Origin of the sequence: Arminella tubonensis (assembly GCF_003240585.1) — a bacterium.
GTDB classification, from domain to species: domain Bacteria; phylum Pseudomonadota; class Alphaproteobacteria; order Rhizobiales; family Rhizobiaceae; genus Rhizobium; species Rhizobium tubonense.
Genome location: NZ_PCDP01000048.1, coordinates 16,226 through 41,797 on the forward strand (window position 1 = coordinate 16,226; position 25,572 = coordinate 41,797).

Below are 25,572 nucleotides of genomic sequence, written 5' to 3' on the forward strand. Positions count from 1 at the left end.
GTGGCTGGACGGAAAGAATTCGCGTATGGGCAATATCAGCAGCTTCCCCGACGCTCACCTTCCATGATTGAAAAACGGCCGCGGCACTGACAGAGCCCCATTTTTCGATTGTATGATGGTAGCGATAACTTTAATCTGGTTGAGTTTGTTTCAACACGGCTGGCGTTCTCATGAGGCCGAGCGTTTGAAAGCGGAGGCCGAGTGAAGAAGGCAGACAGTAGCAAAGGCAGCAATCCCCGCCCTGGAGAAGCCCAGAAACTGACGATGACGGAGGTTGCCAAATATGTCGGTGTCTCCGCGATGACGGTCTCGCGGGCCTTTCGACAGGATGCAAGTGTTTCGGAGGAAACCCGCAAGCGCATCATGGACGCCGTCGATGCGCTTGGCTATGTGCTCGATCAATCGGCGGGCAGCCTTTCCTCGCGCCGCACCGGCTTCATTGCTGCCCTCGTACCCTCGATCAACAATTCCAACTTCTCCGATACTGCACGTGGAATCACCGATGCACTCGACAATACAGGCCTGCAGCTCCTTCTCGGCTACACGGATTATTCTACGGAAAGAGAGGAGCAGCTGATCGAGTCGATGCTCCGTAGGCGCCCCGAAGGCATCATCCTGACCGGCGGATCGCATACGCAACGCGCGCGGCGCATGCTGGAAAATGCCGCTATTCCTGTCGTCGAAACCTGGGAGATCCCGGAAAGGCCGATCAACCATGTGGTCGGCTTTTCCAACAGCGAAGCAATGTCTCTTCTTGTCCGGGAACTCGCCGGCAAGGGCTATCGCAGGTTTGGCTATATCGGGGGGACAACTGCGCGCGACACGCGTGGCAGTCAACGCCGCAGTGGCTTCCTCAAAACCGTCGAGGAGCTGGGTCTCGGTGTTGGACGGCTGATTTCCTTCGGCGTTCCGCCGATTAGCATGGAACAAGGCGCCCAGGCGATCATCAGCATGTTGGAGCGCTGGCCCGACACGGAAGTCGTCCTGTGCGTTTCCGATCTTTCCGCCTTCGGCGCAATCATGGAATGTCGCCGTCGCGGCATGCGCGTTCCCGAAGACATTGCGATTGCCGGCTTCGGCGACTACGAGATCTCATCTATCTGCCATCCGCGGATTACGACGATCAACGTCGATTGCTACGGCATCGGAAAACAGGCTGCGGCCCGCCTCCTTGATGCCTTGCAAACCGGTGATGCTGTCCGCAACGAGATCACCCTGACCAGCTACAAGGTCGTGCTCCGCGAGAGCACCTGATCATTGCCGGTCGACAGGGCCGATCCTTTCAAAACGCGATCTGCACCTTCATGGATTTACTTCGGTCGTTTGCCGCTTCGAAGGCAGCAACCGTATCCTCCAGTGCGAAGACTCCGGTCAACAGGGGCTTGAGGTCAACTCGCCTTTGATTGATGAGATCAACGGCAAGCGCAAACTCCCCGTGAAAACGGAACGTGCCGCGCATTTCTATTTCCTTGGACACGATCATGTTCTGCGGAATGGCGATATCCCCACCGAGGCCCAATTGCACAAGAACGGCGCGTGGCGCCAATGCCTCCAGTCCGGTGCGGACCGCCCGCTCGTTGCCGGATGCCTCGAACATCACATCGAAGGTTCCCTTGTTGGCACCATATGCAGCCAGCTCTTCGGGATGCGCGGCAACGTTGATGGTGCGATCGGCACCCACTATGCGGGCGAGTTCCAGAACACGGTCCACGACATCTGTTGCGACGATTTCCCGCGCACCATGGGCGCGTGCTGCAATGATCGCCAACGCTCCGATCGGGCCGCAGCCGGTCACGAGGACCCGCTTGCCAAGCAATGAGCCCGCGCGATTGACTGCATGCAACGTTACCGCGAAGGGCTCGGCAAAGGCGGCTTCATGAATGCTGATGCCTTCGACTACTCGATGGCATTGCCAGCTCTCCGCCACGAGACGTTGCCGAAATGCGCCCTGAATGTGCGGCATCGGCATGGCACTGCCGTAGAAGCGCATGTTGAGGCAATGATTCTGTTGGCCCCTGAGGCAATACTGGCAGTGGTTGCAGGGCCGGCTCGGCGAGACCGCAACTCTATCACCAACAGCAAGGCCGCCCACGCCCACGCCCACCGCCTTGACGGTCCCTGCGACCTCGTGGCCGAGGATCATCGGTTCGCGAAGACGGATGGCGCCAAAGCCGCCGTGATTGTAGTAATGAAGGTCGGAGCCACAGATGCCGCCGACCTCTATGGCGACTTCGACCTGCCCCGACCCCGCGATTTCCGCGTCACGCTCTTCGATGCGCAGATCCTTGGCAGCATGGATGACAATGGCTTTCATCGCGATATCCTTAAACGACCGGTGTCGGAAGTGGGCGCCCTTCAAAATGCGCGGCGAGATTGTCGCGCGCAAGCTGGCCCATAGCTTTGCGGGTTTCAATCGTACCGGATCCATGATGCGGATGCAGCACGACATTCTCCATGGCGTAGAAACGGGGATCGATGTTCGGCTCATTCAGGAATACATCGAGGCCGGCGGCCTGTATCGAGCCATTCCGAAGAGCTGTGATCAGCGCCTCCTCATCCACCGTAGAGCCGCGCGAGACGTTGATGAAAATACCCTTGGGACCAAGCGCTGAGAGAACCTCGCCGTCGACCAACGCCTTCGTCGCCTCGCCGCCCGGCACGATGACGATGAGAAAATCGGCCCATCGTGCCAGAACGGCCAAATCCGGCTCGAACGCATATGGCAGTTCGCGGCGCCTATTGCGCGCAAAATAGGCGATTTCGCAGCCAAAGGCCGTCGCCCTCTTCGCCATCGCTTGGCCGATGCGGCCCATTCCGGCGATAGCCAGCTTCTTGCCGGACACTCTGGTGACAAGTGGCATTGCCACCTTCCCCCATTGCCCCTCCCGCACGAAGCGATCGGCCTGAGGGATGTGCCGGGCGGTGGCAAGCAGCAAGGCGATCCCGATATCGGCCACATCATCCGTCAGCACGTCAGGCGTGTTGGTGACACGGATGCTACGCCCTCGCGCATAGGAAAGGTCAATCGCGTCCGTGCCGACCCCATAGCATGAGACGATCTCAAGCCTTGGCAATTGGCGCATCAACTCGGCCGAAGCACCGAGTTCTCCGCGGGTCGCTATGGCGCGAACCGTGGCGCCGACATCGGCTAGCAAACGTTGCTTGTCAGGCGTCTCCCATAGGCGGTGGACGGTATAGTTTGCCTCCAGATCCACCATGTCCCATTCCGGATAGGCTCCGGTCATCAGGATTTCCACCTTGGACATTGTTCCTCCACCCGTATTTTGTCGATTGATTATGTTATCGATAACATATATTCCGGCTGTGGGATGTCAAGAGGCGCCGGGTGTGGCACAGTGGAGCCCCGCCGCAGGCCGGACCAGACTGGAGGACGTATTTTTAGATGACGAAACTGTTCGATTTGACGGGACGCCGGGCACTGATCACCGGATCGAGTCAGGGGATTGGCTATGCGCTGGCCGAGGGCCTGGCACAGCACGGCGCCGAAGTAATCATCAACGGCCGCACGGTGGAAGCGGTGGAGCGCGCCGTCGAAACCCTGAACATGAAGGGCTTTTCTGCACACCCGGCAATCTTCGACGTGACGAAAAAGGACGCTGCCGATCAGGGTGTCGCCGCCATCGAAAAAGGCATCGGCGCTATCGACATCCTTATCAACAATGCAGGAATGCAATTCCGCTCGCCCCTGGAGGAGTTTCCAGCCGACAAGTGGGAGCTCTTGCTGACCACCAATATATCGAGTGTCTTCTATGTCGGCCAGGCCGTGGCCAAAGGGATGATCTGTCGCAAGGAAGGCAAGATCATCAACATCGCTTCGGTCCAGAGCGAATTGGCTCGCCCGGGCATCGCGCCCTACACGGCAACCAAAGGTGCCGTGCGCAACCTGACACGCGGGATGTGCGCCGACTGGGCGAAATATGGCTTGCAGATCAACGCGATCGCCCCAGGCTACTTCAAGACGCCGCTCAATCAAGCGCTGGTCGACAATCCGGAATTCTCGTCGTGGCTGGAGAAGCGGACACCGGCAGGCCGCTGGGGGAATGTCGAGGAGCTGATCGGTGCTGCCGTTTTCCTATCCGGAAGGGCCTCATCTTTCATCAACGGGCACACGCTCTATGTCGATGGCGGCATCACCACCTGTCTTTGAGGCCGAGAGCGCAATGTCTCCTGAAAGTGCCAATTCGTCGTTTGCAATTGTTGTCATGGGGGTCAGCGGAAGCGGCAAGTCTACCGTTGGGGAATGCCTGGCGGAGCTGAGCGGCGCGCCCTTTGTGGAAGGCGACCACCTTCATCCGGCGGAGAATGTCGAGAAGATGGCTCGGGGCTTTCCCCTGACAGACGAAGACCGCATGCCGTGGCTGGACCGGATTGGCATCGTAATAAAAGAGGCGCTCGGTATCGGAAGAGGCGCGGTTATTTCCTGTTCCTCCCTCAAGCGGGCATACCGGGACAGGTTACGGCATGCGGCAGACGGACGGCTCGCCTTTGTTTTCCTCGATGGACCACGCGAGGTCCTGCTGTCACGGATGGGCGCGCGCCACGATCACTTCATGCCGGTCTCGCTATTGGACAGCCAACTGCAGACGCTGGAACTTCCGGTAGGCGAACCGGATGTCGTGAGCATCAGCATCGACAATTCACTGGAACGGATCGTCTATCTCGCCCGTGATGGCCTTGAAAATATAGTCTTATTGGGAGAAAAACATGCAGGATGACCAAAGGGCAAATGTCGCCGTCATTGGTGCTGGGATCATGGGTACGGCGATCGTCACGCGATTGATCGAAACCGGGCATCGCGTCCACGTCTTCGATCTGGATCCCGGGAAAATCGCGGCCCTGCAGGCCAAGGGCGCCAGCCCGGCAAGCTCTGCAGAAGAAGCCGTTTCAAAGTCCGAATTCTGCATCCTCAGCCTCAACCACGCGGATATCGTCCGCGCCGTGGTTTTCGGCGAGAAAAGCGTGGCGGCTTCGGCAAATGCTGACAAGGTGCTGATCGACATGTCTTCCATCGATCCTGCCGAGACGGCCGACATGGCGGCGCGCCTTGAACGTAAGACGGGTATGGTGTGGGTGGATTGCCCGTTGTCGGGCGGTGTTCCCGGCGCGCTTTGCGGGAAATTGACGATCATGGCTGGCGGTCGCGAGGTGGATTTCGAGCGGGCCCGCAAGGTGATGCAACATCTCTCCGCCAATTATACGCTGATGGGCGCGTCCGGCGCAGGGCAGACCACCAAGCTAATCAATCAGCTTTTTTGCGCGGTGCTGTTTCAGGCGGTTGCCGAGGCGGTCAAACTTGCCGAAGCCGGTGGCGTCGACCCGACGGCAATCCCTGCGGCCCTTGCCGGCGGTAGGGCCGATAGTCGGATTCTGCAGGAATTCATGCAAAAATTCGCAGCCCGCGATTTCTCGCCCACGGGGCGCATCGACAATATGCTGAAGGATTTGGATTCGCTGCAGGCCTTCGCCCTCAAGACGAAGACGCCGCTGCCAATGACGGGCTCGGTAGTGGAGATCCATCGCCTCCTCTGCGCAGCCGGGCTCGGCGCCAGGGACTCCGCCGAGATGATGAGGCTGCTCGACGGTTTTCCTGCCGATTGATGCGCCGATATTCGAATTTCGCCTCGGCATTCTTTTTACTTGCATCAAATAATGTTATCGATAACATACAGGGTCAGGAACGCGCGCTTTGGGAGGAGCAACGGTGTCAACACATGAACTGCTGGAGTTCCGGTCGATCACGAAAAGCTTTGGTGGTACGCAAGCTCTTTGCGATGTCTCCATGGATTTGCGCGAGGGAGAGATTCTGGCGCTACTGGGTGAAAATGGTGCTGGCAAGTCCACCCTCATCAAGACCCTTGCCGGCATCTACAAGCCGGATACCGGCGAAATCCTCTTTCGTGGCCAACCTTATCATCATCGCCCGTCCAAGCCGAATGAACGCCAACCCGTGGCCTTCATTCACCAGGATCTCGGCCTGATTGAATGGATGAGCGTCGGCGAAAACATGGGCCTCGCCCAGGGTTTCTCGAAGCGCCGTGGCCTTATAGACTGGAGCCGAACGGAGGCGCGCGCCAAGGAAGCCCTGAAGTTGGTCGGCTGTGACTTCGATCCAACGACCCGGATCTCCGCCCTCACCCGGACGGAGAAATCGCTTGTCGCCATCGCCCGTGCACTCGCTGTAGAAGCTGATGTCCTCGTGCTGGACGAGCCGACCGCAAGTCTGCCCGCCGACGAAGTCGGCCGCCTTTTCGATGCTGTCCGGCCGCTTAGGGATCGCGGCGTCGGCATGATCTATGTCTCCCACCGACTTGACGAAATCTTCCGCATCGCCGACCGGGTCGCGGTGTTGCGCGACGGAAGTCTCGTGGGTCAGAAGCCGGTGGCCGAGACCACGCCGGACGAACTGGTCACCATGATTATCGGCCGCAGCAGCAATGAGCTGTTTTCCAAGACGCACGCCGCCCCGGGCAAAGCCATCGTTAAGGTTCGCGACCTCGCCTGCACCGGCACGGGTCCGGTTTCGTTCGACATCAGGCGAGGCGAGCTTCTGGGGCTGGCCGGCCTTCGCGGCGCCGGCCAGGAATTGATTGGTCGCGCCCTGTTCGGTTGCGAACCCTTCACAGGCACGATTACGCTCAACGACGACATCCCGGATCTCTCCAGCCCGCGGGCAGCGATGGCGTCGGGCGTCGGCCTGATCGCGCGCGATCGCACGGAGGAATCCGTCGCCCTTTCGCTTTCCATCCGCGAGAATACGTATATCAATCCGGGCGCCATGGGTCGCCGGCTTCTGTCCTTCCTGTCGCCACGGCGCGAGGCTGGCCAAGCCTATGCCATCGGCCAGTCCGTCGGCTTGCGCCCAAACGATCCGGACTTGCCCGTGGAGGCCTTATCCGGCGGCAATCAACAAAAGGTGGTGGTCGGCCGCTGGCTGGCAACGGGTCGAAAGCTGCTCGTTGCAGAAGACCCAACCGCGGGGGTCGATGTCGGAGCCCGCGCCGATATCTACCGCCTTATAGCACGCGCGCTCGATGCGGGCCTCGCCGTCGTTGTCGTCTCCACCGATTTCGAAGAGATCGCCCACATCTGCCACCGTGCGCTTGTCTTCTCGCGCGGCAAAATCGTCAGCGAGCTGACCGGGAATGCATTGACGACGCAGACAGTCATCACCGCTGCGTCCGCATCCGAAGCCGCATGAAGCACCAGGAGAAAAACCATGCAATCCATTGAGTCTACGGCGCTTGAGCCAACCAAAAGCGAAATGGCCGGGCTTTCAACCGGGCAGAAGATTGGGCGGCTCATTCCAGCCTACGGGCTGGTTATCCTGACAGTCTGCCTGATCCTGCTGTTTTCCATCCTGCTGCCCAGCACCTTCCCGACAGTCCTGAATGTCCGTTCGATCGTATCCGACAAGGCGATCATCGCGCTTCTATCGTTAGCAGCCATGATCCCGATGGCATCCGGGCGTATTGATCTGACCGTAGGCTACGGCATCGTGCTCTGGCATATCCTGGCCATCAGCCTGCAGACATCCTACGGATTCCCTTGGCCAGTCGCGGTGCTTGTCGTGCTGACGCTCGGCGTCATTACAGGATTTCTCAACGGCCTTCTGGTCGAGGTTGCCAAGATCGACAGCTTCATCGCCACGCTTGGCACCGGCACGGTTCTATATTCGTTGGCGCTCTGGCATACGGGCGGGCGACAGGTCGTTGGCATATTGCCGCAAGGCTTTTATGCGCTGAACGGGACAATGTTGTTCGGCCTGCCGATTACCGGCTTTTATGTGCTGGCGATCGCCATCTGCATGTGGATCGTGCTCGAATACCTGCCGATCGGCCGGTATCTCTACGCCATCGGCGCCAATCCGAAGGCCGCCGCCCTCAACGGCATTCCCGTTCGCAAATTCGTCATTGGCGCCTTCGTTACCTCGGGGCTGCTTGCTGCGCTGACCGGCGTGCTTCTGGCCTCCAAACTTCGGATCGGCCAGGCAAGCGTCGGACTGGAATATCTGTTGCCGGCGCTGGTCGGTGCCTTTCTCGGCTCGACGACGATCAAGCCCGGCCGCGTAAACGTCTGGGGCACCTTGATCGGCGTCATCATATTGGCGGTCGGCATTTCCGGCATCCAACAGTTCGGTGGGTCATTCTTTGTCGAACCGCTGTTCAATGGCGTGACCCTGCTCGTTGCCATCGGCATCGCAGGCTACGCTCAACGCAAGCGCGGCGCGGTGAGGAGGACCACCGCGACGCCCAAGTAAACCACATCAATATCAAGCCGACGTCCAGCACGAAATCCAATGGAGGAGTAGAGCATGAAACGCAGAACGATGTTGCAGGCAGCCGTGGCGGCCATGGCGCTTATGATGAGCGTGCCGGCATTTGCCGATCCTATGGCGGACGCCAAGGCGGTCGTGGAGAAATACGCATCCAAGGCGAGCACCTGGGACGGCCCGACCACAGGCCCGAAGGCCGCCGAGGGAAAGAAGATCGTCATACTTGCCGCCGACATGAAGAACGGCGGCATTCTTGGCGTCGTCAATGGAATTCAGGAAGCGGCAAGCGCGACAGGCTGGACGGTGACTACGCTCGATGGCGCCGGTTCGATCGGCGGCCGCACGGCTGCATTCGGACAGGCGATGGCCTTGAAGCCCGACGGCATCATCATCAACGGCTTCGACGCGATCGAACAGAAACCGGCTATGGAACAGGCCAAGGCCGCCGGAATCCCAATGGTTTCCTGGCACGCGGCATCAAACGTTGGTCCCGTGCCGGAAGTGGGCGTCTTTGCGAACGTGACAACCGACGCCATGGAAGTGTCAAAATCGGCGGCCGACTGGGCCTTCGTCGATTCCGGCGGCAAGCCCGGCGTCATCATCTTCACCGACAGCACCTATGCGATTGCAATCGCCAAGGCCGACCGGATGAAGAAGGAGATTGAGAACCTCGGCGGCACCGTCCTCGAATATGTCGACACGCCCATTGCGGAAACATCGCAGCGCATGCCGCAGCTGACCACCTCGCTTCTCCAGAAATACGGAGACAAGTGGACGCATTCCCTGGCAATCAACGATCTGTATTTCGACTTCATGGGGCCATCACTTGCGTCAGCGGGAATTGCCGGCGACGGCAAGCCTGTCAATGTTGCGGCCGGCGATGGCTCGGAGAGCGCCTATCAGCGTATTCGTGCCAAGCAGTACCAGACGGTAACGGTCGCCGAACCGCTTAATCTCCAGGGTTGGCAGCTTGTCGATGAGCTAAACCGCGCTTTTGCCGGCGCTCCATGGTCTGGCTATGTCTCGCCCCTGCACGTGGTCACATCCGCCAATGTCGAATTCGACGGTGGACCGAAGAACAGTTTCGACCCTGATAACGGCTACCGCGACCAGTACAAGAAAATCTGGGGCAAATAAGGCCCCAAAAGGAGCGCAATTGGGTAATTGCGCTCCGGTTTCCATCGTCACTCCGATCGACGTCATTCCAGCTCGTGCGAGCTTTTGGGAGAGAGAGCCTGTGATCATCCGTTACGCATTATTTGAAGGCGAGATCCATCCCGGCAAGGAAGCTGAGTTCCGGGCGTTCGTGAAGGAGCGGCTGGTTCCTCTGTGGACGCAGTTTCCGCAGGCACAGGAAGTCCGCGTTCTCGATGGTCTTGAACGCGATGAAGGGGCGCCTGTTTACGCCATGGCGCTCGCCATCCGCTATCCGAATTTGGATGCGGTGAACGCCGCCCTTCTTTCTGATGTGCGTTTTCAGAGCCGCGAAGTGACAGGCGAGCTGTTGCAGATGTTCACCGGCAGAGTGCACCATCATCTCTTTGCAGCAAATGAATATGCGCCCGCGTGACGCCGCTATCCACCGGGTCTTCGCATCGGATCAATGCCGATCGTCGTCGCCTCTTCACATGCTGCCATCTGCGCAGTTCGCTGGCTCGACGAGCCATCCGTTGTAGCTGATGAGGTGACCGAAGATCGGAAGATCGATCTTCACGGAAAAATGGAAGCGCCCATCCTCGGTCCCCCGGTACTCGACGGTATCGCTGCGCGGCGTCAGAAAGCGCGGGAGCGACACTGGTCCTATACGGCATCTTGCAACCGGATAGTGGAGCCCGCCTCGGCGGGCATCGAGGTCGATGTCGAAGGACAGGAAGCCGAACCGTTCGGTAATCCGGCCAGGCCTGTTGGTTGGCACCGGTGCCATGTCGGACTTGAACGTCGCGCGCCCGAAGTGCCGAACCCACGTCTCCCTGTCTCCATCACGCTGGATGGCGACGGTAGTTGGAACGTTCTCTCCGCTTCCCGGAAAACCGAGAGCGGCTCCGATCAGCTTGGCAATAATCCCGCCGCCGCGCGATATAGTCGCCCTGCCCTCGAAATGCTTGGAGATGCGACTGTCATGCATCTTGCGGACGGCGCCCGGCAGTTCGGCGAATGTCTTGCCCAAGACCCTTTCAAACAGGGACTGCGAAATCTCCTGTACGCCACTGGCTTCGACGCCCAGCTTCGAGGTGAGGCTTTCGAGGTGGTTCATGGCTATCTCTTCGACGCAGTGCTATTCGACGACACGGGCTTTCAGCTCCTTGGAGGGCATAAGGCAGGTCTCGTACTTGCCGAAGATGCGGTACCTGTTCTTCGCAATCAGATCGTATATAGCATTAGCGAGTTGCCTCGGCACCGCGTTCACGACGGCAAGGATGCTCCATGGGAAACCGAGAGCCCGCATGACGGCAGCAAAGGCATCCATCTTGGTGTGGAGGATGCCGTCAACGATCACCAGATTGGTCGAGAAGTTCGTCGTGTCGAGGCCGTAGTGGCGATAGAGCGCCTGTCCAAGCCGCGACTGCGCAGCCGCAAACATGAAGCGACCGGACGCGTCATGGGCAAAGACGAAGCGGACGAACGAAGAACAGAAGATGCATTGATGATCGAAGACGACTAGGCCCTTGCCATGATCGAAGGTCGGAACCTCCGGGTCGTCATTGAAGCTGTAGGGTTCGAGTATCGTTCGCATATTGGGACGAACTGAACGCCGCGGCAAGCGCAACGTCAAGTGCAAGCCATAGCGACTGCCAGGCTCTTTCGCCCAATTAGGAGATTTCCTGCATGGCGCACCCGCCTGGGGACCGGCGGAAAGAAGCGTCGAACGAGACCCTACAATCCGCTGGTCAATACCCTCTGGCATGTGGGGGAGAGCCGCTGCAGGTTATCCCGCAAGCAGCCAATGCCCCGCCCGCCGCCGAGCGGCACTGAACGACAAAAAGCTCGGAAATCCGGTCCGCAGGACCGGCGCAAGATCATCAACTCTTCGCGCGGCGTGAAGGAAGGCATCGCACCGCGCGCGCCCGGGGCAGGTATCGCCGCCGAGCCACCCCCTGATGGCGCCGTTGCTCCGGTCGCAGGTGCAGATGCGCTCCCACCCAGGGCCGTCACAGCCTGTTGGCAGGATGGGGAGAGGGTCGCATCGTGCTGACGCAGACACGAAAGTGCCGCCGATCCGCCCGGCGCAACGCCTGAACACTGCGCCATGAAATCCGACCGGCAGGCCGACTTCACTGCATTACGCTGTGCCGCCGTCGGCTGACTTGCCTGCGTTCCACCAGCAGACGTCGAGCCAGACTGAGCCGGCACCATTCCAGGAGTTTCAGCCGGTGCCGCCGCACCGGACTTCCGCTTCGTCGTGTCCACCGCCGATATGGCACCACGGCAGGCCGGAGAGAGAGTTGCACTATGTTGCTGGAGGCAAGTCAGCGCCTCGATGCCACCTGGCGTCACGCCCGAACACTGCGCCATGAAATCCGAACGGCAGGCCGATCTGATGGCATTGCGTTGCGCATCGGTCGGCTGTTGCGCATGGACGGAGCCGACAGGAAGGCAGAGTGCCCATAGCAGCACGTAAAGCCCAAAGCCAGTCGGCAAGAAATAATGCCCTCCACGCGGGACGGCCGTCAGAACAGACGCAGATTTCCTCATTGCTTTCCCCCCAAACGAAGAACCATTCGCGCTTTTCGCAGGAACTTGGCAGCCGAGGTAGCGAGGTCGAGAAAAATCGATGGTGAAGATGCCACGTGCGGCCGATGTGCGAAGGTATCGCGACTACTGCCACATTAGCATATCAAAAATATTCGCGAAGAGTAGTCGTGTGGTGCGCACTTTTGGGCGATCGGCTAATCAATATAGGCGTCGAATATCTGACGATCCGTGACTGCCTCGGAGCTGGACAGCCAGGGTTGCTTGTCATCTTTCCCGCGTGATCTGCATTTCACGCGGGAGCTTGCTCCAGTAGCGTCCACTTTGCGAAGCTGTTGCTTAGAACTCTTCCCATTCTGCCGATACGGCTGCAGCAGCCTGGGTCTTGCCGCCCGAGAACGCCGACGACACTCTCCTGATCATTGCCGCTGCCGGAGAGGGTCGCGGTTGCGACGCAGAACCGACCGGCCGTACCGGCTTGGCGTCGGCGCCGTCGAAACTGAACTGCGCGAGCTGAGCCGAGAGTGCAGCAGCTTCATTTGCCAGTTTCTGCCCGGCGGCCGATGTCTCCTCGACCATGGCAGCGTTCTGCTGGGTCGATTGATCCATCGTACCGACGGCTTTGTTGATTTCTCTTAGAGCCGTCGATTGTTCATTTGCCGATTCAACGATCGAATTGACATGGCGGTTTATCTCCTGCACTTCCGAAACGATTTCGGTCAGTGCTTTCCCGGTTTCATCCACCAAGGTCACGCCGGAGCGAACCTGTTCGGCAGACGTATGGATCAGCTGCTTGATTTCCTTGGCAGCCTTTGCCGAGCGTTGAGCCAATTCCCTCACTTCCTGGGCGACAACGGCAAAACCCTTGCCCGCTTCGCCCGCACGTGCGGCCTCAACCCCAGCATTGAGGGCCAGCAAGTTCGTCTGAAAAGCGATTTCGTCGATGACACTGATAATATTGTTGATCTCGTTGGACGAGTTTTCAATCTGTCCCATGGCACCCACCGCCCGCTTGACGACTTCGCCCGACCGTTCGGCATTTTCCCGGGTTTTGGCAACGACTGTGCGGGCCTCCTCGGCGCGTTGAGTCGATCCGTTGACGGTTGCCATGATCTCATCGAGTGCGGCGGCCGTCTGTTCAAGCGAAGCTGCCTGCTGCTCCGTCCGACGAGCGAGGTCGTTGGATGCCGTGCTGATCTCCCTGGCGCCCGCATCGATCGAAAACGCGTTGCCGCCGATCGCTTTCAGTGTCGATTGCAGCTTGTTTGCGGAATTGTTGAAGTTGACGCGCAGCGTGTCGAGCGTCGAACCGAAGGGATGCGCAAGACGGAAGGCAAGATTGCCATCGGCCATTTCTTCAAGGGCCTTGCCAAGCTGGTCGACGGCATGGTTGGTCTCTTCGGCTACCGCTTCACGCTCTCTGGCGATCTTTTCGAGCTGCTCGCGCTCGACGGCAGCGCGTTTGGCGTCACTTTCAGCTTGGCGCTCGGCCTGTCCGCTGAGGGCACCGCGCACGGCACCTACGGCGCGGGCAAGGCTACCGATTTCGTCACGGCGTGCATCAAGGGTCAGATCACTTTCCGCCCTTTCTCCTTCTGCCATGTGCTCCAGTGCGGCCTGGAGTTTTGCTATGGGCCTGGTGATCGAGCGGCTTGCCAGAAACGCCGCGACAATTGCCAAAAGGACTGCGCCGCCCAAGGAGCTGAAGGCCAATGTCTGATACCCGCTGGCCGACGAGCGGACGTTGCCGCCGATCTTCTGGTTCAGAGCTTCTTCGTAGTCGATGAACTTGTTGATCGCACCCAACCACGCGACAAACAGCGGACGAGCCTGTTCAAGCAGGATTTTCTTTGCCTGCACCGCATCGCCCTTTCCCTGAAGATCGATAATCTGGGCGACGAGCGGATTGGTTTTGGATTGAACATTGGCTATCTCAGCGACAATTGTCTTTTCTTCGGCGGAAGCACCAACCGGCGAAGAAATCATGTCCGCCATCTTCTTCTCGTTGATGGCATAGGAATCAGCAAGTTTGGCAATCCGATCTACGGCCGCCTGTCGTTCCTCAGCGGTCTCAACCAGGGTGACATCCCGGATCGCGATGGCACGATCGTGAACGCTGCCGCGGAAATTGATCGCGAAGCGTTGCTTCACGCTGTTCACATCATTGATCTGCCCAAGGTCGAGATTGATGTCATTGACCCGGGTCACGGACAGTTGCGTCAGCACCAGCATAAGCACAACCAGGAAGCCGAAGCCTATTCCGAGGCGGGTTCCGATTCCGAAGCGTATTGAGGACTGCATGTGGGATATCTCCGAAGACGACATTTTGCGATGCGCCAGCTCTGGCGTTCCCGAAGACCGTCGTCATGTCGGATGTGGAACTGACCGCTCCCAATCGGATATTCATAAAATGAAGTGGGATGGTTTACGAAAGATAAATCTAATCAAGAAAAATGCGATTAACGTCGCGATATCGTCTCGATGGACCTTGCGAGTAAATAGGCAAAGGACGGCATCTGCATCAATTCGGCCGCGTAGCAAAGAGCTGTCACCCTTATTCTTATTCCGCGGTATCCCGACAACGAAGCCGAGCCTTTAGCTATCCCTGATTGATGCGATGATTTCTGCCGCCAGCTTCAGGTGAGGCGCATCCAGCATTTTACCGTCCAATTGGATCGCCCCCGCTTCCGGATTTGCCTGAAATGCCTCTAGCACCCGTTCTGCCCAAGCGATGGCAGCGGCATCGGGGGTGAAGGCCTGGTTTATGGGCGCGATCTGCGCGGGGTGGATTGCCATCATCCCTGTAAAACCGTCGCGCCGTCCCCTTTCAGCATATTTCTTCAGCCCGCCAAGATCGCGAAAGTTCGGATACACAGTCTCGATCGCTTGCACCGATGCGGCATGGGCGGCAAACAGGGTGAGCGATCGCGCCACCTCGTAGGGCGCGGTATAGCTGCCATCTTCTTCCCGCGACGTCGCGGCTCCCATCGCCGCAGGCAGGTCTTCGGCACCCCAGGTCAAGCCGCAGATCAATTTCTGCACCTGGATATAGCTACCAAGCTGGAAGATTGCCGCCGGCGTTTCGGTCGCGATAGGCAGGATCGGCGTCCTGGCGCCGCCACTCTCCTGCAGCCGCGCGAACAGGGTTTCGACCGACTTGGCGCCCTTGGCCTTGGGCAATACGATTGCGAAAGGTTTTACTTCTGCAATAGCCGCTAGATCGAGGTGAGATGCGCCGCTGTTGATAGGATTAATGCGGATCAGAATTGGCAGGTCCGACGATCGCCTAGACAGGAGTTCCAGCGCATTTGCCCTTGCCTTTTCCTTGTTGGCGATTGTGACGGAATCCTCCAGGTCGATAATGATCGCATCGGCTCCGGAGCCGATCGCCTTGTCAAACCTCTCCGGGCGGTCGCCAGGTACGAAAAGCAGAGACCTCAGCCTCACGCCGGTTTTCTCTTCAGCATTGCGGTTCTGAGGCATTGGCATACGATCTCCCCACGCTGGTTGAAAGTCACGTGTCTGAAGGCAACGATACCTGCCTCCGGTCTGGAGCCAGATGGTCTCAACTCTACGACCTCCGTTTCGACACGCAACGTATCCCCGATGAACACGGGCTTCGGCATGACAACCTTATCGTAGCCGAGATTGGCAACGAGAACGCCAAGCGTGGTATCGGCGACAGAAAGACCAACCGTCAGCGCAAAAGTGAAAACGCCATTCACGACGATCCGGCCGAATTCGGTGCCCGCCGCATACTCTGCATCCAGATGGAGCGGCTGAGGATTGTGGGAGAGCGTCGTGATCAGAAGGTTGTCCGTCTCTGTCACCGTTCGACGGATGTCATGAACAATACGATCCCCGACAGACCACTCATCGAAGTATTTTCCGGCCATCTAAGGTGTCTCCTTCACAACAGTGGCGACCAACTGGTTTTCTGAAACCTTGCTTCCGGGTGAAATGCGCAATTCTGAAATAATTCCATCAAAAGGGGCGCGCAGAGTGTGCTCCATTTTCATGGCTTCCATCGTCACCAGCCGGTCTCCCATTGCGACTTTTGCGCCAACGGCAACATCGACGGCGGTGACCAGGCCTGGCATGGGTGAGAAGACAGCACCGTCTCCGGTGCTTTTTTTCAGGTCGACCTGATCGGCGACAGGAAGGCCGATCGGCCACGCGGTCCCTCGGTCGAAAAGGATGGTCGCGTCACCGAAAGTTGCGACACTGGCTGACCCGCCGCTCGTGAGCTTGCCCCAATAAGTCAGCCCGGCAACGTTAACCCGGGCGCGAAGGTCCGGCTCGCCGGCAATCCGAAAGCCTGAAAGCGCCGTCCACGGGTCGCCTCCGTAGGCGTTCACCAAGCTGGCAACCGCCTGATCGATCAAAGCCGGTTGAGGATCATTCCCGAGGAGACGGGGACCATGTCGTTCGAGAAAGCCGGTATCGACCGCCCCGACGCAAAAATCGTCATCCGCAGCTATGCGGGCGAGAAGATTGGCGTTCGATTTCACGGGCCAGATCTCGATCTGCCCGCAGGCCTTGGCAAGCTTCGCCAGCGCGGCTTGCCGATCCGGGGCATGCGCAATGATCTTCGCGATCATTGGATCGTAGAAAGGTGTGATTTCGTTGCCCTGCTCGACACCGCTATCAACGCGAACGTCTGTCGGAAGTCTGAGATGCAGAAGGTGTCCTGTCGAGGGCAGGTACCCCGCATCCGGATTTTCCGCGTAAAGCCGCGCTTCAACCGCCCAGCCGTTGATCGTCAACTCGTCCTGCGATTTCGGCAGGGACTCGCCGGCCGCCACGAGCAATTGCCACTCCACGAGATCCTCTCCGGTGATCGCCTCCGTAACAGGATGTTCCACCTGAAGCCGCGTGTTCATTTCCATGAACCAGGTTCGATCGGGGCAAAGCCCCTCAGTCGCATCTGCGATGAATTCGATTGTACCGGCGCCAACGTAATCCACTGCCTTGGCGGCTCTGACAGCGGCATCGCAGATTGCCTCTCTGGTCTGGGCATTCATTCCCGGCGCCGGCGCCTCCTCTATCACCTTCTGGTGGCGTCTTTGCAGGGAGCAATCGCGCTCGAAGAGGTGCACATAATTGCCGTGGATATCCCCGAAAACCTGTACCTCGATGTGCCTCGGGTTCTGGATGTACCTCTCGACCAGGACGTGGTGATCCCCGAAAGAGGCCGAGGCCTCGCGACGGCAAGATGCGAGGGACTGGATGAATTCCGTGGCGGTATCGACGCGGCGCATGCCTTTTCCGCCACCCCCGGCAACGGCTTTGATCAGCACGGGATAGCCGACAGTTTCGGCTTCACGAAACAGGCGCTCGTCGCTCTGGTCTACCCCCATGTAGCCTGGAGTAACGGGCACGCCGGCCCTTTGCATCAGCTCCTTGGCGGCATCCTTAAGACCCATGGCTCTGATTGAGGCCGGCGGCGCGCCGACCCAGACGATGCCTGCGTTCTGGACGGCCTCTGCAAATGCCGCATTTTCCGACAGGAAACCATAGCCTGGATGAATCGCAGAGGCGCGCGTCTGTCGTGCCGCTTCCAGTATCCTCTCGGCCGAAAGATAGCTCTCGCGTGCCGGTGCGGGACCGATAGCGATGGCTTCGTCGGCTTCCTTCACAAATGGGAGGCCGGCATCCGCATCCGAATAGACCGCTATGGTTCTGATACCAAGGCGCCTCGTGGTGCGGATGATCCGTCGAGCTATTTCTCCTCTGTTGGCAATCAGGAGACTTTCAAACATAGACCATCTCGCTCTACATCCTGAACACGCCGAAGCGGGACCTCAGGGGAATGGGTGCGTTGAGGCTGACGGAAAAGGCGAGACCGAGTACGTCTCGCGTCTGTTGTGGGTCGATGATCCCGTCATCCCATAGCCGTGCGGTGGCATAGTATGGATTGCCCTCCGCTTCGTAGCTGGCACGAATGGGAGCCTTGAAGACCTCCTCCTGTTCGACCGGCCAGCCCTCGCCCTTCGCCTCCAGCGCATCACGGCGAATGGTCGCAAGGACCGATGCAGCCTGTTCTCCGCCCATGACGCCGATGCGGCTATTCGGCCACGAAAACAGGAACCGCGGTCGATAGGCGCGTCCGCACATGCCATAGTTTCCGGCCCCGAAGCTTCCTCCGATGATAATGGTCAATTTCGGCACGGTGGCCGTGGCAACCGCTGTGACGAGCTTCGCCCCGTCCTTGGCGATCCCGCCTGCTTCATACTTGCCTCCCACCATGAAGCCGGAAATGTTCTGAAGGAACAGCAAGGGTATTCGCCTCTGGCAGGCAAGCTCGATGAAATGCGCGCCCTTCAGCGCACTCTCCGAAAAAAGCACGCCGTTGTTGGCAATAACGGCGACAGGAGAACCCCATATACGCGCAAAACCGCAAACGAGCGTCGTCCCGTACAAGCGCTTGAATTCATGCAGTTCGGAGCCATCAACAATGCGCCCGATAACCTCCCGCACATCATAGGACGAGCGAACATCTGACGGAATGATGCCATAGAGATCGGCTGGATCCAGCAAAGGTGGCCGAGGTTCTGCGATATCGATGTCGACAGTCTTCACGCTGTTGAGCGTCTTGGCGATGTCACGAACAATCAAAAGTGCATGTTCGTCGTTCTCAGCAACGTGGTCCACCACGCCTGACCGGCGCGCATGGGTTTCAGCGCCTCCAAGCTCCTCGGCCGTAATGACCTCGCCTGTCGCCGCCTTTACCAAAGGCGGACCGGCAAGAAAGATCGTGCCCTGATTGCGAACAATGACCGTTTCGTCAGACATCGCAGGGACATAGGCACCCCCCGCCGTGCAGCTTCCCATGACGCAGGCGATCTGCGGGATGCCCTCTGACGACATTTGTGCCTGGTTGAAGAAAATCGCGCCGAAATGGTCACGGTCGGGAAAGACCTCAGCCTGGTGCGGCAGGTTGGCGCCGCCGCTGTCGACCAGATAAATGCAGGGCAGACGGTTCTGAAGTGCAATCTCCTGCGCGCGCAGATGCTTCTTTACCGTCATCGGAAAATATGCGCCTCCTTTGACGGTCGCATCGTTGGCGACGATCATAACTTCGCGCCCGCCGACCCGCCCGACGCCAGCGATAAGGCCGGCGCCGGGCGCCTCGTCATTATACATGCCATTTGCAGCCAGCGGCCCGATCTCAAGAAAGGGGCTGCCGGCGTCAAGGAGCGTCTGTATTCGCTCCCGAGGCAGGAGTTTGCCTTTGGATGCATGGCGCGCTCGTGCCGTTGCTGGCCCTCCTTCACGCGCCGCAGCAATCTTTTGCCGCAGCTCGTCCATGAGTTCGGTGTTACGAGCAAAATTCGCCTTGAAGACCTCGCTGTCGCGATCGATAGCCGTGGTTATGATCGTCATGGCACGATGATCTCCCGGCCGATGAGGTAGCGGCGGATTTCGTTGGTTCCAGCACCGATATCGTAAAGCTTGGCATCGCGGAGGAACCGTTCGACCGGCCATTCCTTTGTATAGCCCGCGCCGCCAAGCGCCTGGATCGCTTCCAGGGAAACCTTCACTGCGTTTTCACTAGCCAAAAGTATCGCGGCCGCCGCATCCACTCTCGTGGCACGACCTTCATCACAGGCTCGAGCAACTGCATAGACGTAGGCGCGGGATGAATTCAAAGCCACATACATATCTGCGACCTTGGCCTGCATTAGCTGAAAGTCACCGATGGGTTTGCCGAACTGCTTGCGCTCGCGAACGTAAGGCAGCACGACATCCAGGCACGCCTGCATGATACCGAGCGGCCCGCCTGCCAGAACGGCTCGCTCATAGTCGAGGCCAGACATCAGAACCTTGACCCCCTCGCCCTCTTTTCCCATCAGCGCAGTGGCAGGGATTTCGCAATCCTGAAAAACAAGCTCGGCAGTGTCGCTCCCGCGCATCCCCATTTTCTCCAGCTTGGTGGAGACGCTAAAGCCGGGAGTATCCTTCTCTATGATGAATGCCGAGATTCCTTTCGGGCCTAACGATTGGTCCGTCTTGGCGTAAACCACGAGAACATCGGCCTGGGGGGCATTCGTTATCCAGAATTTGGTGCCGTTCAGCACATATCGGTCGCCGCGTTTGTCGGCGCGCAGGCGCATCGAGACGACGTCGGAACCTGCGCTGGCCTCCGACATGGCAAGCGAACCGACATGATTTCCCGAAACCAGCTCCGGCAGATATCGATGTTTCTGTTCGGTCGATGCCCAGCGCCTGATCTGGTTGACGCATAAATTGGAATGAGCGCCATAGCTCAACCCAATGGATGCAGAAGCGCGCGAGACTTCTTCCATCGCGATGACATGTTCGAGATATCCGAGGCCCGCCCCGCCAAATTCTTCCTCGACCGTGATGCCGTGCAGGCCGAGCGCTCCCATCTGGGGCCATATCGACCGTGGAAAGCTGTTGGTGCTATCTATTTCTGCCGCCAAGGGAGCGATAACATCGGCGGCAAATTTCGCCGTTGTTTCGCGGATGGCATCGGCGGTCTCTCCGAGCGAAAAAACCAACATCAGGTTCCTCCCAACCTAAAACTCGCCGGCTTCAGCCAATGACCGAATTCGGCTTGTAGCCCGGAGCCTATCCCGGTTCGGTTGTGATTGCCTGCAAATTATTTTGCTATTTGCAGACTGCGCCTATGGTCGGCGACGTCGCATCAGCCTGTCGAATGAAAGCGAGCCCGCACCAACTACCGCCAGAACAAACATGCCGCCGGCAATGGCAAAGTCCTTTTCGAAATGAAGCAACTCGTTCTGACTTGCGAAATTGGTATGAAACAGGAGTGCCGTCGAAAGGCAAAACAGGCCCAGCAGCAACGCGCCTATGCGGGTGAGAATTCCGAAAGCAACGGATGCACCGGCGGCCAGCTGGAGCGCGATTGTTCCCAGCAGCAAGGGAACGCCGATACCGAGTTTTGCCATCGCTTCGACCGCCCCATCGAAATTCAGCGAGAGCGTGATGCCTTCGTGGAGGAAGATCAGCGATAGCAACAGCCGGCCAATGAGCAGGGCAACGTCGGTTGCATGTACATCTGCGAACGGCTTTCCGTTTTTCATGACTAGCTCCCCATTTTCGGTGAAAGGAAGCGGGCGGCACGCCGCCCGCTTCGCTTCCCTCCGTTTAGTTGACAGCGGCCTTTGCGGCGATCGCCCTTTGCAGGTCCTCAAGCTCTTCGCAACCGCTTGGGCAAAGCTGCGTCAGAGAGCTCAATTGCTCCTTGGCCTTGTCCATGTTGCCCGTCTCCACATAGAGCTCGCCGAGATATTCGCGCGCCGCCTTGTGGTCCGGCTGAAGTTCGAGCGCCTTCGTGTAATAGGTCAAGGACGTTTTAAAGTCGCCGGTCTTTCTAAGCGTGTAGCCCATCAGGTTATAAACGTCGGCCTGCTGGTTATCTTCAGCAAGGCCGCGAAGTTCTTCGAGGGCGCCCGCATAGTTCTTCGCTTCGATCTTGGCACGGACCGACGTCAGGTCTGGCGCATCGGTCGATTCCATATTGTCGACGGCCAATGCCGGCAGCGAGGTGACTGCAAACGTACCTGCCGTCACGGCGCAGAAGCCGACAAATCCGACAATCGCATATTTTATCATGATAATTCTCCTTTGGCTTTCTAAGCTTGGATGGTGGGGGTGAAGCCGTATGCCTTGCCGTCCTTGACGAAAGTGCCAGAGCCCGGGAATGGAAAATGGGAACCGCAGATTCTGATGTTGTCGGCAATGACGCGATCGATCAGTCTGCGGCGCGTTGCAACGGCCATGGGACCGTCTTGGTCGTAGCTGCCTTCCCATTCGGGATGAGGTGCCAGCAGGGCCGGCACGTACATGATGTCGGCCGAGACAAGCAGCTGTTCCTTGCCCGAGGTGACGAGGTATCCGGACTGGCCCGGCGTATGGCCGGGTGCCGAGATGAGCTCCATGCCCGGTGCAACCTCGGCCCCGTCGTCGACAAGCTTCCAGTTTTTCCATTTCGGAAAGACTTCGGCGATGCGCTTGCCTGCGGGCTTTCGGCCCTCGGCGAGCTTTTCAAGGCGCCCGGGATCCGTCCACCAGTTATATTCGTTGGCATTGACAATGAGCTCCGCATTGGGAAACACCGGTGCGTTCGTTCCCTTTTCCATCAGTCCCCACACATGGTCCGGGTGAAAATGCGAGATCATGATCGTGTCGATATTCCTGTAATCGATGCCCGCCGCCGCCATATTGGCGGGAAGATGGGTGGCATTGGTCTGCCACTGACCAACGCCCGATCCGGCATCCATCATGATCAGGCGCCCACCGATCTTGAGCACCACCACCGTCAACGGGATCGGCATGAATTCCGTCGTCAGCCCGGCCTTTGCTAGCGCCTCTTTCGTGTCGTCAATGGAGGCATTCTTGATGAAGGCGGGGTCATGCGGTTTCCGCCATATGCCGTCATAGACGGCGGTGATCTCGACATCGCCGACCTTGTATTTGTAAAAGCCGACAGACGGTTCCACCGGCGTTTCGGCAAGCGCGGGCAATACGAATTCCAACTTCGAGGAAAGCCCGAAGGCAGCCGCGGCAGCCGCGGTCCCGAGGACCCCTCGGCGCGTCATATTGAACATGATGATATCTCCTCTAGCATCTTGCTATTTGCAGTGCGGAGACGAGGATCCGTTCAATGCCTCCGCTGATGAACTAGATCAACGGTCCGGAAAGCTTATTCCCGGGCAGCCGAAAAATTGTTTTAAGCTATTGATTTCTCTGGCGTGAATTTTTCCCGCGGCCGGTCAGCGGCAAATTTTTGAAGAATTTTGCGTTGCGAGGGAATAAAACGGCTCCGAGAGCGATCTGGACAAAGGGAAGACGAAATCGTCCCGATCGCGATCAGGCTCGCGGTTCGGTTAGGCCTAGCGTCGGGGAAACCATGACAAGCGTAGAAACGGCATTCACATTCCAATTCAACGGCCGGCTTTTCCCGCTGTGCGACCAGCCATCGACGCGCTCGTCAGGCATTCGTTTTCAATTGCATACCTTCGTTGCGGCGGTCAGGGGGCTCGCCGCGACGGTGGTGGAGGTCAGAGCCGCGTCAGAACCAAGACAGGCCGCAGCTCTGACCTCCGCTCAAGGTGCTTCGACACATCGCTTTCAGCAGACGATCATGCCGCACCTGGATTCAGCTTATAATTTTGCGCGCTTCCTCAGCCGGGACGCCGACGCGGCGCAAGATATCGTTCAGGATGCGTTCCTGCGGGCCTTCAGGAGCTATGAGGGCTATCGCGGCGGCGATCCCCGCGCCTGGTTATTCACCATTGTCAGGAACTGTTATCATGCCTGGCTGCAGCAACGTCGTCGCAAGGCGCGCCTGGAAGTTCCCCTGAGCGACGGTGCCGACGATGGGGATGCTGGCACGCCCATAGGGCATGAGATTGCGTCTGACGAAGACTCCGCGGAGACGACAATGATCCGCGACACAGAGGCCCAACGGGTTCGGGCGGTCATCAACACGCTGCCGGAGGCGATGCGCGAAGTGTTGATCCTGCGCGAGCTCGAAGATCTCTCCTACCGGCAGATTGCCGAAGTCATAGACGCGCCGATCGGCACCGTCATGTCGAGGCTTGCCCGGGCGCGACGCGACTTTGGCCAAGCCTGGCTTGCCGCAGAGACGTGCGGGGCAACGGTATGAGCGATCCGGAAAAGGAAGGCTGCGCCGAGTGGACCGTGATGCTGCACGGCTTTGTCGACGGCGAACTCGATTCCGTGCACGCGGCAGAATTCGAGAGCCATCTGGCCACATGCCCTGACTGCACGGACGAGATGGAAAGGCTTTATGCGGTGAGGAGAAGGATCGGCCAAGACGGTGTGAAATGGCAAGCACCGGAGGACGTCCGTTCTCGGATAATGGAGACGCTCTCGCTTGCGGACAGACCCGCGTCGCCGATCCCGCGAGATGTGCCGGCAGAAACCGGCTGGCAGCGCCTTGTTCGTTTCGTCAGGCAATGGAGCTATGTTCCGTCGCTGGCGGCGTTGGCGGCAAGCCTTCTGCTGTTCGTGAACGTGAGCCGCCAGGACCTGCCTGTTCAGGACGAGATTGTCGCCAGCCATGTGCGGTCCATGCTCGCCAGCCACCTCGTCGACGTCGAGACATCCGACCAGCACACGGTCAAACCGTGGTTCAACGGGAAGATCGATTTCTCGCCTCCCGTCGTCGATCTTGCCGCACAGGGCTTTCCGCTGGTCGGCGGCCGGGTCGACTATATCGACGGCCGAGTTGTAGCCGCCCTCATCTATCGCCGCCACGGGCACGTTATCAATCTTTTCGTTTGGCCGGGGCCACCCGCGAGGCAGACAACTTCGACACACGAGGGCTACAATCTTGACGGATGGTCCGGCGGCGGGTTGTCGTTTTGGGCAATATCGGATGTGAGCGCTGCCGATCTCTCAGCTTTTCGGGATGATTTTTTCAAGCAGGCGGGGCTTTAGACCGTTATCTGCGAAGCCCGTCCGGCAATGCCGAAACGCGGCCTTCTGTCCGAACGCGCTGCTTCATGTTGCTGTCAGCTTTTGACGACATGGTGGGTGGCGGGCCCCGACGAGATCGTCGCTCGGTCGGCCGCGAGACAGGAACATGCAGCCCATGCCGCAATCCGCCACAACCGGCTATAGTCTTCTTCAACGTTTTCTTCATTGGGCCGTCGCCCTTCTCGTCTTCTTCAACCTGCTGTTTCCCGATGGGATGAACGCTTGGCGGCACATCGTCCGCCGAGGCGATACTCCTTCCGCAGCAGATATTTCTGCGGCGAATATTCACGCCTATCTCGGCATCGCAATTTTGATCCTCGCGGTGCTACGCCTCTTCCTGCGTTCCTTTCACGGTGTGCCGGCCCATTCCGCTGAAGAGCCCAAAGTTTTTCAGGTTGCAGCCAGGATTGCACATGGCGCGTTGTATTTGCTGATTTTTGCAATGCCGCTGTCGGGAATGGCAGCTTATTATTTTGGCGTAGACCTTGCTGGTTCGATCCATGCAGGCATCCTCAAGGCCATTCTCTGGACCCTGATCGGCGCCCACATTGCCGGTGCTCTCGTTCATCAGTTCTACTGGCAAACAAATGCCCTTCGTCGGATGACGATCGGATAAGGCGTACCGCATATCTGGGTACGACCCGCCCACAGCAGGTCACCCATGCAAAAACGCCCGTTTGGATGAACGGGCGTTTGACGTGAGTTGCTCGCCGAAGAAGCGCGGCAACAAAATTATCAGCGGGTAATGGCGTCGCGGGCAATCCGGCCGATCTCCGCGCGGTCTATTCCGAGATCAGACAGGCCACGCGCGGACATGCGGCCCAGTTCATTGACCGTCTGGCGATACTTCCGCCAGTTGTTGAAAGAGCGTGCTACGTTCATGATGCTCCCCTTTCTAGGTTCAGCAGCGGCAGCGAAAACCGCTGCCTTCCATTCGATGACCAGGATATAGGCGCTCCTTGGCCCGAATCACAGACAAGATCACTCACGGCACCCATGCGTTTATGCATATCCAATGATAAACTTGGTTATTTTGTAGTCACGTTCTCTGGGTCGTTCCCTGGCCGAATCTAACCACCGCCGCGGGAAAGCCA

At 58.7% G+C, this 25,572-nt stretch carries 26 protein-coding genes; 11 read left to right on the forward strand and 15 right to left on the reverse strand.

The features are described 5' to 3' along the window. Nucleotides 1-264: 264 nt before the first annotated feature. Complete coding sequence (locus CPY51_RS22625; RefSeq protein WP_111162496.1) at nt 265-1,254, forward strand: LacI family DNA-binding transcriptional regulator; 990 nt, start codon at nt 265-267, stop codon at nt 1,252-1,254. A 28-nt stretch (nt 1,255-1,282) separates the two neighbouring features. Here the strand turns inward: CPY51_RS22625 and CPY51_RS22630 are convergent, their stop codons facing one another. Continuing rightward, the gene (locus CPY51_RS22630; protein ID WP_111162497.1) at nt 1,283-2,314 is read right to left on the reverse strand and encodes an L-idonate 5-dehydrogenase; all 1,032 of its coding nucleotides are present in this window, start codon (nt 2,312-2,314) and stop codon (nt 1,283-1,285) included. A gap of 10 nt (nt 2,315-2,324) precedes the next feature. Next, nucleotides 2,325-3,266, reverse strand: a complete 942-nt coding sequence (locus CPY51_RS22635) for a 2-hydroxyacid dehydrogenase (RefSeq protein WP_111162498.1) — start codon at nt 3,264-3,266, stop codon at nt 2,325-2,327. A gap of 137 nt (nt 3,267-3,403) precedes the next feature. Between CPY51_RS22635 and CPY51_RS22640 the strand changes: the two genes are divergently transcribed. From CPY51_RS22640 to CPY51_RS22670, 7 genes are all read left to right on the forward strand, one after another. Further along, nucleotides 3,404-4,168 (forward strand): SDR family oxidoreductase, encoded by a 765-nt coding sequence (locus CPY51_RS22640; RefSeq protein ID WP_111162499.1) that lies wholly within the window; start codon nt 3,404-3,406, stop codon nt 4,166-4,168. Between the two features lie 13 nt (nt 4,169-4,181). Continuing rightward, complete coding sequence (locus CPY51_RS22645) at nt 4,182-4,736, forward strand: gluconokinase (protein ID WP_244598761.1); 555 nt, start codon at nt 4,182-4,184, stop codon at nt 4,734-4,736. Beyond that, entirely contained in the window at nt 4,726-5,619 is an 894-nt protein-coding gene (locus CPY51_RS22650) for an NAD(P)-dependent oxidoreductase (protein ID WP_111162501.1), read from the forward strand. Before CPY51_RS22645 ends, CPY51_RS22650 begins: the two co-directional genes overlap by 11 nt. 103 nt (nt 5,620-5,722) lie before the next feature. Continuing rightward, nucleotides 5,723-7,219 carry a sugar ABC transporter ATP-binding protein gene (locus CPY51_RS22655; RefSeq protein ID WP_111162502.1) on the forward strand — a complete coding sequence of 499 codons (1,497 nt, stop codon included), beginning with the start codon at nt 5,723-5,725 and terminating at the stop codon, nt 7,217-7,219. A gap of 18 nt (nt 7,220-7,237) precedes the next feature. Next, complete coding sequence (locus CPY51_RS22660; protein WP_111162503.1) at nt 7,238-8,278, forward strand: ABC transporter permease; 1,041 nt, start codon at nt 7,238-7,240, stop codon at nt 8,276-8,278. Nucleotides 8,279-8,332: 54 nt separating this feature from the next. Next, nucleotides 8,333-9,430: an ABC transporter substrate-binding protein gene (locus tag CPY51_RS22665; protein WP_111162504.1), complete on the forward strand. Its 1,098-nt coding sequence runs from the start codon at nt 8,333-8,335 to the stop codon at nt 9,428-9,430. 100 nt (nt 9,431-9,530) lie between these two features. Continuing rightward, the gene (locus tag CPY51_RS22670; protein ID WP_111162505.1) at nt 9,531-9,863 is read left to right on the forward strand and encodes a hypothetical protein; all 333 of its coding nucleotides are present in this window, start codon (nt 9,531-9,533) and stop codon (nt 9,861-9,863) included. 54 nt (nt 9,864-9,917) lie between these two features. On the opposite strand, the gene CPY51_RS22675 is transcribed toward CPY51_RS22670, so the two are convergent. From CPY51_RS22675 to CPY51_RS22730, 12 genes are all read right to left on the reverse strand, one after another. Then, nucleotides 9,918-10,547, reverse strand: coding sequence for a DUF4166 domain-containing protein (locus CPY51_RS22675; RefSeq protein ID WP_111162506.1), 630 nt, complete (start codon nt 10,545-10,547; stop codon nt 9,918-9,920). Nucleotides 10,548-10,568: 21 nt separating this feature from the next. After that, nucleotides 10,569-11,027 (reverse strand): thiol-disulfide oxidoreductase DCC family protein, encoded by a 459-nt coding sequence (locus CPY51_RS22680; protein ID WP_111162507.1) that lies wholly within the window; start codon nt 11,025-11,027, stop codon nt 10,569-10,571. A 140-nt stretch (nt 11,028-11,167) separates the two neighbouring features. Next, complete coding sequence (locus tag CPY51_RS22685) at nt 11,168-11,986, reverse strand: cysteine rich repeat-containing protein (RefSeq protein WP_111162508.1); 819 nt, start codon at nt 11,984-11,986, stop codon at nt 11,168-11,170. 336 nt (nt 11,987-12,322) lie between these two features. Next, the gene (locus CPY51_RS22690; protein WP_111162509.1) at nt 12,323-14,284 is read right to left on the reverse strand and encodes a HAMP domain-containing methyl-accepting chemotaxis protein; all 1,962 of its coding nucleotides are present in this window, start codon (nt 14,282-14,284) and stop codon (nt 12,323-12,325) included. 294 nt (nt 14,285-14,578) lie between these two features. Continuing rightward, nucleotides 14,579-15,430 carry an HpcH/HpaI aldolase/citrate lyase family protein gene (locus CPY51_RS22695; protein WP_111162563.1) on the reverse strand — a complete coding sequence of 284 codons (852 nt, stop codon included), beginning with the start codon at nt 15,428-15,430 and terminating at the stop codon, nt 14,579-14,581. Beyond that, nucleotides 15,427-15,879 carry a MaoC family dehydratase gene (locus CPY51_RS22700; protein WP_111162510.1) on the reverse strand — a complete coding sequence of 151 codons (453 nt, stop codon included), beginning with the start codon at nt 15,877-15,879 and terminating at the stop codon, nt 15,427-15,429. The genes CPY51_RS22695 and CPY51_RS22700 overlap by 4 nt, the downstream gene beginning before the upstream one ends. After that, nucleotides 15,880-17,745: an ATP-binding protein gene (locus CPY51_RS22705; protein WP_111162511.1), complete on the reverse strand. Its 1,866-nt coding sequence runs from the start codon at nt 17,743-17,745 to the stop codon at nt 15,880-15,882. 13 nt (nt 17,746-17,758) lie between these two features. Beyond that, nucleotides 17,759-19,369: a carboxyl transferase domain-containing protein gene (locus CPY51_RS22710; RefSeq protein WP_111162512.1), complete on the reverse strand. Its 1,611-nt coding sequence runs from the start codon at nt 19,367-19,369 to the stop codon at nt 17,759-17,761. Further along, nucleotides 19,366-20,511, reverse strand: a complete 1,146-nt coding sequence (locus tag CPY51_RS22715) for an isovaleryl-CoA dehydrogenase (protein ID WP_111162513.1) — start codon at nt 20,509-20,511, stop codon at nt 19,366-19,368. Before CPY51_RS22715 ends, CPY51_RS22710 begins: the two co-directional genes overlap by 4 nt. A gap of 123 nt (nt 20,512-20,634) precedes the next feature. Further along, nucleotides 20,635-21,054, reverse strand: a complete 420-nt coding sequence (locus CPY51_RS22720; protein ID WP_111162514.1) for a DoxX family protein — start codon at nt 21,052-21,054, stop codon at nt 20,635-20,637. A gap of 64 nt (nt 21,055-21,118) precedes the next feature. Further along, nucleotides 21,119-21,586 carry a tetratricopeptide repeat protein gene (locus tag CPY51_RS22725; protein ID WP_195909608.1) on the reverse strand — a complete coding sequence of 156 codons (468 nt, stop codon included), beginning with the start codon at nt 21,584-21,586 and terminating at the stop codon, nt 21,119-21,121. 20 nt (nt 21,587-21,606) lie between these two features. Further along, on the reverse strand, nt 21,607-22,581 hold the full coding sequence (locus CPY51_RS22730; protein ID WP_111162515.1) for an MBL fold metallo-hydrolase: 975 nt from the start codon (nt 22,579-22,581) through the stop codon (nt 21,607-21,609). Nucleotides 22,582-22,883: 302 nt separating this feature from the next. On the opposite strand from CPY51_RS22730, the gene CPY51_RS22735 reads away from it, so the two are divergent. The 3 genes from CPY51_RS22735 (at nt 22,884) to CPY51_RS22745 (ending at nt 25,094) form a co-directional block, all read left to right on the forward strand. After that, entirely contained in the window at nt 22,884-23,642 is a 759-nt protein-coding gene (locus CPY51_RS22735) for a sigma-70 family RNA polymerase sigma factor (protein WP_111162516.1), read from the forward strand. Beyond that, nucleotides 23,639-24,439 (forward strand): anti-sigma factor family protein, encoded by an 801-nt coding sequence (locus CPY51_RS22740; RefSeq protein ID WP_111162517.1) that lies wholly within the window; start codon nt 23,639-23,641, stop codon nt 24,437-24,439. Before CPY51_RS22735 ends, CPY51_RS22740 begins: the two co-directional genes overlap by 4 nt. A gap of 154 nt (nt 24,440-24,593) precedes the next feature. Next, on the forward strand, nt 24,594-25,094 hold the full coding sequence (locus CPY51_RS22745) for a cytochrome b (RefSeq protein WP_111162518.1): 501 nt from the start codon (nt 24,594-24,596) through the stop codon (nt 25,092-25,094). 119 nt (nt 25,095-25,213) lie between these two features. Here the strand turns inward: CPY51_RS22745 and CPY51_RS22750 are convergent, their stop codons facing one another. After that, nucleotides 25,214-25,360, reverse strand: coding sequence for a DUF1127 domain-containing protein (locus CPY51_RS22750; protein WP_111162519.1), 147 nt, complete (start codon nt 25,358-25,360; stop codon nt 25,214-25,216). Nucleotides 25,361-25,572: the final 212 nt, after the last annotated feature.